Origin of the sequence: [Clostridium] symbiosum, from assembly GCA_036419695.1 — a bacterium.
GTDB classification, from domain to species: Bacteria; Bacillota; Clostridia; order Lachnospirales; family Lachnospiraceae; genus Otoolea; species Otoolea symbiosa_A.
In genome coordinates this window covers 4,019,255-4,031,542 of record CP143946.1, presented here as the reverse complement: position 1 = coordinate 4,031,542, position 12,288 = coordinate 4,019,255, and the positions used below count along the sequence as shown (strand labels likewise).

Sequence of the window (12,288 nt, the reverse complement as noted above, 5' to 3'; positions counted from 1 at the left end):
TTCCCTCTTAAAATCTGGACTTTTCATAATTATAAGGAATGCTTGTCCCAACCGTCACATCTTCAATCTTTTCGATCATGAGCCAGTCGTCCATGTTTCCCTGATGGTCGAATTCGAGAGGGGAGATCTTTTCCACCTTGTCAAATTCCACGAGGCAGAGGCATTTTTTATGCCAGCGGGCCTTTTGTTTGTCGGTCAGATTCAGCTTCCCCTGGTTTTTGTCCAGAATGTCTGTAATCTCCTCATCGGACAGCTTCACAAAATTCTGAACGCTTTTTACGGCTGCTTTTGCGCAAATGGAAGTGGTGCCTTTTTCCATAAAGTAGAGAGTCTCATTTTCAAAGACTCTGCTGTGAGGGATTTTTCTTCCGGCGGCTCCCCTGACGATCATTGTTTTTGTTCCTTCTAAAATTTTATCTAAAACATGTTCTCCCTTTTTGCCGGTATTATCGCAGTAGACCAAATGTACCATTATAAGTGACTCCTTTCGAACTGTTGTCGGTCAGACATATGGTTTAGTTTATCACTATTTTATGATTTCGTCATCGTTTTTCGGTACAGGAGGAAAATGTTTACAATATGCGAAGGCGACAGCCCGGAGCTGCATAAAACTTTGAATGAATGAAAAATAATGAAAATTGTTGCAAAATTCATGAGCGGAATTAGGAACGAATGTGTGGAATTATCAATTAATGTGTGCGAAAAGCAGCTATCTGAGTTATACTTAATAAGAGAAAATAAAAGAACATAAAAATGCAATAGATTGCAGCAATGTGTAACTTAAACAAGAAAAATGAAAGATAATGCAATTTTATGTGAAGTATTTTGAAATAATATGAAATAAATATTGCAAAACATTGCAATATGTGATATTCTATATCACAGGAAGGAGAAAAATATGTCACAGTTTACAAATTCTATACCGGCCCAGAGGCAGCAGCAGATTTCAGATTACCTCAAGTCGAAATTCAGTATCTCCATCAAGGAAGCATCGGAACTCTGCAATGTATCGGAGGCGACCGCGAGGAGGGACCTGGATGATATGGCGGCTGCGGGCCTGCTGGAGAGGACGCACGGAGGTGCGGTTCTCCATAAGGGGACGGGATTTGAAGAGTACCATGACGAGAAGATGAAAGCGATGATACCTGAGAAGACGAGGATTGCAAGGGAGGCCGTGACGCTGATTAAGGACGGCGACAGCATTTTCCTCGATTCGGGCACAACTACGCTGATGCTGGGACAGCAGCTTGAAAGCATCAAGAAGCTGACCGTTGTGACGAACAACCTGGATATCGCTTCGACCGTCAAACTGGACAATTCTTCGACAATGATTATAACGGGCGGCGTCAGAAGGGACGGCTACAGTGTTTTGATAGGAGATATCGCGGAGGAGCTGGTCAGAAAGCTGTATGTGGATATCGCCTTTGTGGGAGCCGATGCCGTGAATTCCAAGAGCGGCGTCTATAACAGCAATTTTATGGAAATCGGAATCAAGAAAAGCATCATTGCCAGCGGCAAGAGGGCGGTACTGCTGGCGGACCACTCCAAATTTAAGCAGAAGGCCCTGGCTAAAATATGTGATATAGAAGAGTTTGACACGATCATTACAGATTCGGGCGTCGATAAGGAGACCAGGGAATATCTGGATAAGAAGATACCCCATCTGATAGTAGTATAAGGAGGATACAGATTTATGAGTTGGCTGAAAGAGGTTATCGGTACGGAGAAGGCGATCATATCCATGCTCCATCTGCAGGCAATGCCTGGAGACCCCTACTATGATAAGGAGAAGGGGATTAAGTGGGTGGTGGAAAAGGCAAAAGAGGATCTGGACGCCCTTCAGGAGGGCGGAGTTGACGCGATTATGTTCAGCAATGAATACAGCCTCCCCTATCTTACGGAAGTAAAGAGGGAGACGGTCGCCGCGATGGGAAGAGTCATTGGAGAACTCCAGCCCTACATATCAATTCCATACGGAGTCAATGTTTTATGGGATCCGAAAGCCTCGCTCGATCTGGCCGCAGCCGTCGATGCCAAATTCATAAGGGAAATATTCACCGGCGTTTATGCCAGCGACTTCGGGCTGTGGAACACCTGCTGCGGTGAGGTGGTCCGGCATCAGAGGGAGATCGGGGCGGAACATGTGAAGCTCCTCTTTAACATCGTGCCGGAGGCGGCCAGATACCTGGCGGACAGGGAGATCAGACAGATTGCAAAATCAACGGTCTTTAACTGCCGTCCCGATGCTTTATGTGTGTCGGGCCTGACGGCGGGTTCGCCGACGGACATGTCGACGCTCCGGGAAGTAAAGGCCGAAGTGCCGGAAACCGTTGTGCTGGCCAACACGGGATGCCGGAAAGAGACAATTGAGCGTCTTCTGGGCATTGCCGACGGAGCGGTTGTTGCAACCACCTTTAAATATGACGGTAAATTCGAAAACCAGGTTGACAAAAACCGGGTAAAAGAATTTATGGATATAGTCAAACGATTCAGAGGAGGAATGTAACATGATATCTGCAGAAGAAATCTACGGCAGCGCACTCCGCACATTTGCAAACGAGGCGAATGCGGTTGCGCGGCTATCCGACACCGTCGACAGGGACAGCTATGTCAAAGCAGTGCAGATGATAGCGGAATGTGAGGGAAGGATCATCACAACGGGCTGCGGAACTTCCGGGGCCTGTGCAAAAAAGGTTTCCCAGGTGTTTAACTGTGTGGACAGAGCGTCCCAGTTTCTGAACCCGGCGGATGCCCCGCATGGGGATTACGGAATGATACGGCCGGGAGATATCGTCATTATTATCTCAAAGAGCGGAAAAACGACGGAGATGATAAATTTGATACCCGTCGCCAAAGCCAGGGGAGCCAAAATCATCACGGTGACCGAGAATCCCGGTTCGCCGATCGCCCTGGAGAGTGATCTGAACCTGATCCTCAGTACGGGAGAGGAGGCATGTCCTTACCAGTGTCTGTCCACAACTTCCGTTACCGCGGTATTTGCCCTTTTTGATGCAATTTCAATTGGCTGCATGCTGTATAACGGCATTGATAAAAATTATTTTAAGCTTGTCCATCCGGCCGGTGGAGTCGGCGCCATGCTTGCTTCGGAGGAATAGAGGATGAAACGGATTGTGACGGAGAGCTATGAGGAAAGCAGCCGTATTCTGGCTAATCTCTTCGGAGATGTAATACGGAATACGCCGCATCCGCTTCTAGGCTGTGCGACGGGAAGTTCGCCCATCGGGCTGTACCGTTTTTTGGCGGAGGATTACAGGGCGGGAAAACTCGACTTTTCCGGAGTGAGGACAATTAACCTGGACGAGTATGCAGGACTGCCAAGGAGCCACAACCAGAGCTTCGGATATTTTATGGATCGCCACCTGTTTTCAAAGGTCAATATAAAGGAAGAAAACATTATGCTGGCCGACGGAACGGGGGATGCGCAGGAACAGTGCAGGCGCTACGACAGCTTTCTTGCGGAGAATGACATTGACATCCTGGTTCTGGGAATAGGCGGCAATGGGCACATAGGATTTAATGAACCGGCAGAGTTTTTTACAGCCAACACCCATGTGGTGGAACTGGAAGAGGAAACAATGGAAGCAAATTCCCGTTTCTTTGAACGCCGGGAGGATGTTCCGAAAAAGGCCATAACAATGGGGATGGCCGGAATCGTCAGGGCTAAAAAGGTGGTTCTGATTGCATCAGGGCCAGCCAAGGCGGACGCGATAGGACGCCTGTTTAAAGACGACAGGATCGATCCCATGCTCCCATGCAGCATTTTGAAGGTATGCCGCGATGCGACGGTAATCATTGACCGGGAGCTGGAAGCGGAGATGAAATGACGAGGGCTGTGAACCGCAATGTTATGGAGTATGGAGAGTAACAGATGGGGAAATTTGTTTTAGGATTTGATTTTGGAACCCTGTCGTGCAGGGGAGTGGCCTTGAGGCTCGAGGATGGACGGCTGATGACTTCGGCCGAGAGCCGCTATAAAAACGGGGTGATTTCCGGCATGATGCACCATAAACCGATCCCGCTTCCGGATGAATGGTTTCTGCAGGATCCGGATGACTGGATCGAGAGCATGTGCGCCGTAACAGCCCGAATGCTTGGAGATTCCGGAATAAATCCGGAGGATGTGGCTGCCATCGGGACTGATTTTACAAGCTGCACCATGGTGCCCCTGTACCGGGACGGCCTTCCCATATGTAAGGATCCCGCCCTGCGGGACTGTCCCAATGCATGGCCCAAGCTGTGGAAACACCACGGCGCACAGAAATATGCGGAGGAGATAGAAAGCTATGCCAGGGAGCATACGACATGGTTGAAAGAATATTTTGGCAGCTCCGTCTCATCGGAATGGATGTTCCCCAAAATTATGCAGGTGGCCAGGGAAGACCCTGAGATTTACCGGAAAACCGATTTGTTTATGGAGGCTGTGGACTGGATTGTTTACTGGCTGACCGGGAACCTCAAGAGGACAGGGGGCGTTCTGGGGGTGAACGCATTCTGGATTAAGGGCAGGGGGTACCCGGACAGGGACTTTTTAAGGGCCCTCGACCCGGAACTGGAAGACTTAACGGAAACAAAATTTGCAGGTGATATTATCGATGTCGGCGACTGCGCCGGTTTCCTCAGGGAGGAGGCGGCAAAGATGCTGGGGCTTACGGTGAAAACGGCCGTTGCGGCCGGACACAGCGACGGGGCTGTGGCGGGATGCGGGGCAGGAGTTACGGAGAGTGGAAGTATGATGCTTGTAATGGGAACCTCCACCTGCCATCAGATGATGTACCGGGAGTTCCGCTCATTTGACGGTCTCTGTTCGGTGGCGGCGGACGGAATGGTTCCGGGGCTTTACGGGTATGAGTCCGGACAGCCGGCCACGGGAGATTTGTTCCAGTGGTTTGCCGAAACTTGCGTCCCTCAGGAATACTATGAAAGGGCGCGGGAAGAAGGAAAGAGCATACTGGCCTATCTGGGTGAGCTGGCGGAAAAGCTGGAGCCGGGGGAGAGCGGCCTTATGGCTCTGGACTGGTTTAACGGGAACCGGAGTGTCCTGTCCAACTACAACTTATCAGGAGCCGTCATCGGCCTTACCCTGCAAACTAGAACGGAAGAAATTTACAGGGCTCTTGTAGAGGCCAATGTATTCGGCTCCAGGAGAATCCTTGAAAATTACAGAGACAACGGCATTCCAATAAAAGCGATTTATGCGGTGGGGGGAATCGCAGGAAAAAGCCCGTGGATTATGCAGATGTGCGCAGACGTGTTCGGACAGGAGGTGATTGTCCCCCGGATTGACAATGTACCGGCCAGAGGCGCAGCCGCCTGTGCGGCCGTGGCCTATGGAAAAGTATATGGATATCCGGGATGCGCAGACTTTTCCGAAGCTTCAAAACGCCTGATTCCGCAGGAAACGGTGATTTATACGCCGGACGGCAGGAAAAAAGAGCGGTACGATGAATTGTACGGTTATTACAGGAAATTGCATGATATATTCGGCAGCGATGATTCCTTTATGAAGGGGTTAAGGAATATCGGGCGGAGATAATCTGCCGTGGCTTTCTGTTACGGCGGGGCATCGGAAGGGGTGCCGTAAGGTGAAGTTTCAGTTTCCGGAAACGCCGTAACGGCGGAGAAAGGGGCTGCAGCGATAAAATGTAGAAGGAGGAACTATATGAAAAAAAGGTTACTATCGGCAGTAATGATTATTTCCATGGCGGCAGTATCACTGGCCGGCTGCGGCGGTTCTAAAGCCGCAGAGACGAAGGCGGCCCAGGAAGCCGCTGGAACAGCGGAGGCAGGGGAACAGGCCGATGCAGGCGCGGAGAAGACCGAAGCTAAAGAGGGCAAGAGTTACACGATTGCCACAGTAGTAAAGGACATGTCGGATCCGTGGTGTCTGCGCCATCAGGAGGGCGTGGATGAATACGCCAAGGCGACGGGACATAACTGTTATGTAAAGGGACCGTCAAAAACGGATTCCGCGGAGCAGATCCAGGTAATTGAAACACTGATAGAGCAGGATATCGACGCAATCTGTGTGGTTCCGATCGATCCGGAGGCTTGCAAACCGGCTCTTGCCAAGGCGCGGGAGAAGGGAATCGTGGTAATTACCCACGAGGCGGAAGGATTTGACGAGTGTGACTACGATTTGGAGGCATTTAACAACACCGAGTACGGCGAGGCCATGATGGACGAACTGGCAAAGGCCATGGGAGAAGAAGGCCAGTATGTTACAATGGTGGCATTTTTATCTTCCACATCCCACAACCAGTGGATGGACGCGGCAGTAGCACACCAGAAAGCCAATTATCCGAACATGGAGCTGATTCCCGAGGAGAGAATCGAGTGTGAAGACAATATGGATATGGCTTACAACAAATCCAAAGAGATTATCAAGAAATATCCGGAAATCAAAGGGTTTATCGGCGCATCCAGCTATGACCCGCCGGGAGCTGCAAAAGCCATTGATGAGCTTGGCATGACAGGTAAGATCTTTGCCGTAGGTACGGGCGTTCCATCCGTTTCAGGCCCTTATCTGGAATCCGGTTCCAACCCGTGCGTACTCTGCTGGGATCCGGCATTATCAGGCGAAGCGATGTGCGAACTGGCCGTTATGGTGCTGAATGGGGAAAAAGACAAGATCGCCACAGGGTTCGATCTGGGTATCGACGGATACGGCAGCATCAACGTAAACGGAACCGACATAAGCGGCAGCGCAATCCTTACAATTAATAAAGATAATATGGGTGATTACCAATTCTAGAGCAGTTACGGTTCATACCCCGCTGAAACCAGCGCGCTGCGGGACGCATCCTGCGTGAACGGTAATTTGGAGCATGCTTCTTATGGTAGTTTGCAGAAATTTATGCTTGCGTATCCGAAGAGTTGGATACGCAAGCATTATTGATTGAGTGCCGGACATATTGAATGGCGAACAGGGGCAGGTGGCAAGATGAATGATATATTATTGGAAGTAAAAGAGATATCAAAGCATTTCGGGGGAGTTAAGGCTCTCGATAAGGTAAATATGGTGATCAGAAAGGGAGAAATCCATTGCCTGGTGGGGGAAAACGGCTGTGGGAAATCTACGCTGATCAAGATTATATCCGGGTTTTATAAACCGGACGGAGGGGAAATCATATACGATGGAACGAGCTATCAGAACCTGGGCATCAATCAGTCCATCCAGCTCGGAATCCAGGTCATATACCAGGACATGTCCATCTTCCCGAACCTTACGGCAGCTGAAAATATCGCTCTGAATTATGAGCTTTATAATAAGAAGAAATTTGTAAACTGGAAGAGCGTCTATGAGGTGGCCAGGAAATCCCTGGATCACATCGGCATTGATATTCCTCTGGATGCGACGGTAGGAACGCTGTCTATCGCAGATAAGCAGCTGATTGCGATTGCCAGATCGATTTTACATAATTCCAGGCTCATCATTATGGACGAGCCGACCTCCGCCCTTACGCGCAAGGAGGTGGACAAGCTGTTCCGGGTAATCAGACAGCTTCAGAGCGAGGGAATCTCCGTATTATTCGTCAGCCATAAGCTGGATGAAGTATTTGAGATTGCCGACTATTTTACCGTATTTCGGAACGGCAGGCACATTGTATCGGATTCGGCGAAAAACATTGATAATGAACAGTTCATTTACTATATGACGGGAAGGAAGATCGAGCAGGACTATTTCGACCCGCAGGATGTGGACAGCTCCCGCAGCCTGTTCAAGGTGGAAAATCTCTGCCTGAAAAATGGCTTTGAAAATATCAGCTTTGAGATTCATCCCGGAGAGATTCTTGGAATTACGGGGCTTCTCGGCTCAGGAAGGACGGAGCTTGCAAAGGCGCTGTTCGGCCTCTATCAGGCGGACGGCGGGAAAGTGTTTGTGGACGGCCGCGAGGTGCAGATAAAATCGCCGATGGACGCGCTCCGCCTGAAGATTGCCTATGTGCCGGAGGACCGTCTTACCGAGGGGCTGTTTCTGACGCAGTCCATTGAAAACAACATGATTGTCTCCAACATCGACCGCCTGAAGAAGAAAAACAGGACCGTGGATTTCGACCGGGGCCATGCGGATTCAAAAGAGTGGGTCAGAAACCTTGGAATCAAATTAAATGAACTGAAAGACGGAATCCAGACGCTTTCCGGAGGAAACCAGCAGAAGGTGGTTCTGGGGAAATGGCTGGAGACCGAACCGAAGGTGCTGATACTCAACGGTCCCACGGTCGGAGTCGATATCGGAGCCAAATATGATATCCACAACTATCTGAGGGCACTGGCGGAAAAGAAGAACATGGCCATTATCCTGATTTCCGATGATATCAGTGAAATACTGATGAACTGTAACCGGATTCTGATTATCAAGAGCGGAAGAATTGTAAGCGAACACAGGAACACGGATCTTGACGGCAGTAAGCTTCAGGCCCTCATCACAGAAGGAAAGGAGATGGAAGCGGTATGAGCATAAAGAAGTTACTGAAGAAAAATGAGTTCTATGTCATTCTCATCATTGCCGCCCTGTCTCTGGTGATACAGATGAAAAGCGGGCAGTTCTTTACGGCAAATAATATTGTGGACCTTGTAAGGAGCCTGATCGTCCCTGGCATGATGGCGGCCGGGTTGTTCATGGTCATTGCATCCGGCAATATCGACGTATCCTTTCCCTATACCGCCATGCTGTGCATGTTTGCGGTGACGAAATGGTTTCAGGTGACGGGCTATGACGGTCCCGTTATTCTCGGATTCGTTGTGGCGGGGCTCATTGGGGCCTTTCTCGGCCTGATTAACGGAGTTCTGGCCGCATGGCTGAAACTGCCGACCCTGATTATCACACTGGGTACATGTTCCATCTATCTGGGATTTACCCAGGGTGTCCTTAAAAGCAGTGTTATCTCGGCGCTTCCGGCTCCCCTTTCCGGGATGGCGGCGGCCAACCTCTTCTCGGTCCGCAGCGTGACGACGGGACTTGGAAGTTCCATGCCGGTCAGTATCTTTATTTTGATAGCCGTGCTTCTGCTGGTCGGTTTTATCATGAAATACACGATGCTGGGCAGAGGAATTTATGCCGTGGGAGGCGATCAGGTGGCGGCGGAACGCGCCGGGTTTCCGGTTGCCGGCATCAGGATTTTTGTTTTTACCTTTATGGGATTCATCGGAGGAATCACGGGGCTGACCCAGGTGACATTATCGGGCATGTGCCAGATTAACTTCTTTGATGGATACGAGATGACAATCATTGCGGCTGTTGTGCTGGGAGGAGCCAGCATTGCCGGAGGCTCCGGAAGCGTGTTCGGGACCTTCCTGGGAGTGCTTTTGATGAAGCTGATTTCCAACAACCTGATCCTTCTGGGGATTCCGACCAACTGGACCAAACTGATGACGGGCGTGCTGATTATAGCGGGTGTCTGCGCCTCAGCCTACAAAATGGTTGCCGCTGAGCAGAGGGTGACCTCAAACATACTGGAGGGACATAAGGGAGAGGAGGCGAAGGCGCATGAGTAACAGCGGTTTAAATGATACATCAAAAGAAGTGTCAAAGGCGGCACGGAAAGAATTTTATGAGAAAAATGCAAACAACCTGAAACTGCTGGCCATGTTCGTCATATCCTTTGCCGTTCTGACCGCGGCGACCGGCGGCCGCTTTTTCTCGGCCGGGCAGATGAAGCTGATTGCCTATTTATTCCCGGAGATGGGGGTTCTCTCCCTGGGAATGATGCTGGCCATGATCAGCGGCGGCATCGACCTGACGGTTGTAGCGGTGGCCGACCTGTCGGGAATCCTCTGCTGCATGCTGTTAAAGGCGGTTATGCCGGAAGGCGCTTCCGTGCCGGTGCAGATTATGGTACTTCTGTTGATTGTGGCGGTCGGCCTTGTAATCGGAGGCCTCTGTGGAATTTTCTCCGGGACGCTCATTTCCCGAATCGGAATACCGGCCATGGTTGCCACTCTGGGAGCCTCCGACATCATACTGGGCCTTGCCGTGGGAATCACGAACGGTTCGTCAATAAAAGAGCTTCCGCCGATCTTAAACAAGGTGGTCAGCTACCGGTTGTTTGATATGATTCCCGCCTCCACGATTATATTTGCCATCTGCGCAGGCGCCGTGGCATTTATCCTGAACAGGACCTCACTGGGCTTTAAGATTTATATGATCGGTTCCAACAAGACCGCCACCAGATATTCGGGGATTGACGACAAGAAAGTGATAACACTCACCTATATGATAAGCGGCATGCTGTCTTCCGTCTCGGGGCTTTTAATGTGCGGCCACTTCAATTCCGCCAGATCGGACTTTGGAAAATCCTATCTGACGCCGGCAATCCTCATCTGCGTCCTGGCGGGAGTCAGCCCGAACGGAGGAAAAGGAAAGGCCGCCGGGATGGTAATTGCCGTGGTAATCCTGCAGACACTGTCGTCCGGGTTCTCAATGTTCCAGAATATATCCGATTACTACAAGAACCTGATCTGGGGGCTGGTGCTGATCCTCGTTATGATTATTAATGTGACGTCGGAGAGGAGAAAGTCGGGAAGTTGATTGAGAAATGAGGACGCCTCTGTAAGACGGCGGACGGGGGAGTGGGGGGATGAATGAGTCTTCAGTCCCGGTTTGTAGGTTGTGGTGAGGGGGAATCCAGGAGAAAAGGTTCCTACGGGGACCCGCTCCCGCTTGTGGAGCGCACAGCGGATGCTAAGCTCGAAAGGACCTCGCTAAGCACCGGCGGGTTCCAATGTCCCCTTCGGAATCTTTTCTCCTTCCTTCCCCGGGCAGGTTGTCGACGGGACTGAAGACTCCGCGAAGGTTGTCGCCCCATCCGCCGGCTTCAGGGGCTGATTGTCTCTTTCGTCAAGTAAGGGGGAGGTATTGTCGCGGCCACTATGTAGTCGTGAATTTTTTACCTTAAGAAGGTATTTCGGGCAGGATTCAGAGAAAAATCCACCCTGTAATTTAATGATAAATCATAAAATTCAATGGTTATTCGAGGATAGGTCAGGCGTCAAAGCTCAGATTCATCAAATTGGATACCATACAGGAAAATCACTTGACAATATAGGGAGGAATTCTCCTGAAATTCGGGGACGCGTAGTGGCAGCGACAGTACCTCCCCCCTTGAAGGAATAAGAACAGTTCAGCGGCCGCAGGCCGGGGTATGGGATGGCGACAACCTTCGCGTCTTCAGTCCCGGCCATAACCTTCCCGTGGGGAATCCGGGAGAAAAAGATTCCGGAGGGAACCTGGGAGTTCATCGGCACTTACCGAGGTATTTCACGAGGTTAGTGTCCGTTATGTACTCCAAAGAGCGCAAGCGTTTCCCGGAGGAACTTTTTCTGCCCGGATTCCCCACCCGCGACAACCCACAGCCCGGGACTGAAGACTCATCCCCTCCCTCTCACCATCCCGCCCCCCGACCGTCCCGGCGGCGTTCTCATTCCTCCCCCCAATCCCCATCTTGCATCCCGCCGCAAATTGTTGTAGGATAGTATCATCAGCCGTAACGGTTCAGCAGGCGCAAAACCGTTATTAGCGGTCTATTTTACACAGGAAAAGGGGAAAATACATGCTCAACGAAAGCTACGCAGAATGTCTTGTAAAAAAGAAAACGCCGGGTTCCTCCATTATTGTAAAGATACTTCTGGCTGCGGGAATTCTTCTCACAGCGGTTTCTATCTTATGGATTGGCCTGTTCGGCTTCCTTGCCTTTATTGCAATGTGCGCATTTGCGTATCATATGATCCAGAATCTGAATGTGGAGTTTGAATATCTTCTGGTGGACCGGACGTTTTCTGTGGACCGGATCTTCTCAAAGACAAGAAGAAAGAAGGCGGCGGAATATCCACTGGAGGACATCCAGGTCATCGCCCCGGTAACTTCCGGCCATATAAAAGAGTATGAGAATCAGGTGAAAAAGGTTATCGACTACACATCGGGAGATCCGGAAGCTGTCCGATACGCTTTTATTTATACAAAGAGCGGAGCGGGTGAGAAAGTGCTCTTTGAGCCGGATGAAAAGATGGTGCGCTGCTTCAGGCAGATGGCGCCGAGAAAAATGCATGAGAATTAAGCTTTGTATAATTAAGAATATAAGAAAGAATTCCGAGAGTGGGATTCTTTCTTATATTCTTTTGACAAATTTCTCCATAATTCGTACCAGAAAATTCGTAAAAGTGCGTGGTTGACATCAACCCTCAAATTTGATAGTATTAGATACTAATAACTCCGGAAAACATCGAGAGTCTACTTATAATAATACAAATAATACGAAAGTGAGGAAGAAT

Annotated in this window: 11 protein-coding genes; 10 read left to right on the top strand and 1 reads right to left on the bottom strand. The window is 50.1% G+C overall.

What is annotated here, in order from left to right; all coding sequences use genetic code 11:
- Positions 1-7 precede the first annotated feature (7 nt).
- Positions 8-472 carry a hypothetical protein gene (locus tag V3C10_18190; GenBank protein WVP61218.1) on the bottom strand — a complete coding sequence of 155 codons (465 nt, stop codon included), beginning with the start codon at positions 470-472 and terminating at the stop codon, positions 8-10.
- Between the two features lie 426 nt (positions 473-898).
- Here V3C10_18190 and V3C10_18185 point away from each other — a divergent pair, with 426 nt between their 5' ends.
- From V3C10_18185 to V3C10_18140, 10 genes are all read left to right on the top strand, one after another.
- Complete coding sequence (locus V3C10_18185) at positions 899-1,678, top strand: DeoR/GlpR family DNA-binding transcription regulator (protein ID WVP61217.1); 780 nt, start codon at positions 899-901, stop codon at positions 1,676-1,678.
- A 15-nt stretch (positions 1,679-1,693) separates the two neighbouring features.
- The gene (locus V3C10_18180) at positions 1,694-2,506 is read left to right on the top strand and encodes a BtpA/SgcQ family protein (GenBank protein ID WVP61216.1); all 813 of its coding nucleotides are present in this window, start codon (positions 1,694-1,696) and stop codon (positions 2,504-2,506) included.
- 1 nt (position 2,507) lies between these two features.
- Positions 2,508-3,116 carry an SIS domain-containing protein gene (locus V3C10_18175; GenBank protein WVP61215.1) on the top strand — a complete coding sequence of 203 codons (609 nt, stop codon included), beginning with the start codon at positions 2,508-2,510 and terminating at the stop codon, positions 3,114-3,116.
- Between the two features lie 3 nt (positions 3,117-3,119).
- Positions 3,120-3,845, top strand: a complete 726-nt coding sequence (locus V3C10_18170) for a glucosamine-6-phosphate deaminase (protein WVP61214.1) — start codon at positions 3,120-3,122, stop codon at positions 3,843-3,845.
- Positions 3,846-3,889: 44 nt separating this feature from the next.
- Positions 3,890-5,554 carry a ribulokinase gene (locus tag V3C10_18165; protein WVP61213.1) on the top strand — a complete coding sequence of 555 codons (1,665 nt, stop codon included), beginning with the start codon at positions 3,890-3,892 and terminating at the stop codon, positions 5,552-5,554.
- 126 nt (positions 5,555-5,680) lie between these two features.
- Positions 5,681-6,772 (top strand): autoinducer 2 ABC transporter substrate-binding protein, encoded by a 1,092-nt coding sequence (locus V3C10_18160; protein ID WVP61212.1) that lies wholly within the window; start codon positions 5,681-5,683, stop codon positions 6,770-6,772.
- A 189-nt stretch (positions 6,773-6,961) separates the two neighbouring features.
- Positions 6,962-8,476 (top strand): sugar ABC transporter ATP-binding protein, encoded by a 1,515-nt coding sequence (locus tag V3C10_18155; GenBank protein ID WVP61211.1) that lies wholly within the window; start codon positions 6,962-6,964, stop codon positions 8,474-8,476.
- Entirely contained in the window at positions 8,473-9,516 is a 1,044-nt protein-coding gene (locus V3C10_18150) for an ABC transporter permease (GenBank protein WVP61210.1), read from the top strand. The genes V3C10_18155 and V3C10_18150 overlap by 4 nt, the downstream gene beginning before the upstream one ends.
- The gene (locus tag V3C10_18145) at positions 9,509-10,549 is read left to right on the top strand and encodes an ABC transporter permease (protein WVP61209.1); all 1,041 of its coding nucleotides are present in this window, start codon (positions 9,509-9,511) and stop codon (positions 10,547-10,549) included. The genes V3C10_18150 and V3C10_18145 overlap by 8 nt, the downstream gene beginning before the upstream one ends.
- Before the next feature lie 1,021 nt (positions 10,550-11,570).
- Positions 11,571-12,074: a DUF6106 family protein gene (locus tag V3C10_18140; GenBank protein ID WVP61208.1), complete on the top strand. Its 504-nt coding sequence runs from the start codon at positions 11,571-11,573 to the stop codon at positions 12,072-12,074.
- Positions 12,075-12,288: the final 214 nt, after the last annotated feature.

Bases quoted from the DNA above. Each gene is read 5' to 3' on its own strand.
- V3C10_18190 (WVP61218.1), bottom strand. From the start codon at position 472: ATGGTACATTTGGTCTACTGCGATAATACCGGCAAAAAGGGAGAACAT.
- V3C10_18185 (WVP61217.1), top strand. From the start codon at position 899: ATGTCACAGTTTACAAATTCTATACCGGCCCAGAGGCAGCAGCAGATT.
- V3C10_18180 (WVP61216.1), top strand. From the start codon at position 1,694: ATGAGTTGGCTGAAAGAGGTTATCGGTACGGAGAAGGCGATCATATCC.
- V3C10_18175 (WVP61215.1), top strand. From the start codon at position 2,508: ATGATATCTGCAGAAGAAATCTACGGCAGCGCACTCCGCACATTTGCA.
- V3C10_18170 (WVP61214.1), top strand. From the start codon at position 3,120: ATGAAACGGATTGTGACGGAGAGCTATGAGGAAAGCAGCCGTATTCTG.
- V3C10_18165 (WVP61213.1), top strand. From the start codon at position 3,890: ATGGGGAAATTTGTTTTAGGATTTGATTTTGGAACCCTGTCGTGCAGG.
- V3C10_18160 (WVP61212.1), top strand. From the start codon at position 5,681: ATGAAAAAAAGGTTACTATCGGCAGTAATGATTATTTCCATGGCGGCA.
- V3C10_18155 (WVP61211.1), top strand. From the start codon at position 6,962: ATGAATGATATATTATTGGAAGTAAAAGAGATATCAAAGCATTTCGGG.
- V3C10_18150 (WVP61210.1), top strand. From the start codon at position 8,473: ATGAGCATAAAGAAGTTACTGAAGAAAAATGAGTTCTATGTCATTCTC.
- V3C10_18145 (WVP61209.1), top strand. From the start codon at position 9,509: ATGAGTAACAGCGGTTTAAATGATACATCAAAAGAAGTGTCAAAGGCG.
- V3C10_18140 (WVP61208.1), top strand. From the start codon at position 11,571: ATGCTCAACGAAAGCTACGCAGAATGTCTTGTAAAAAAGAAAACGCCG.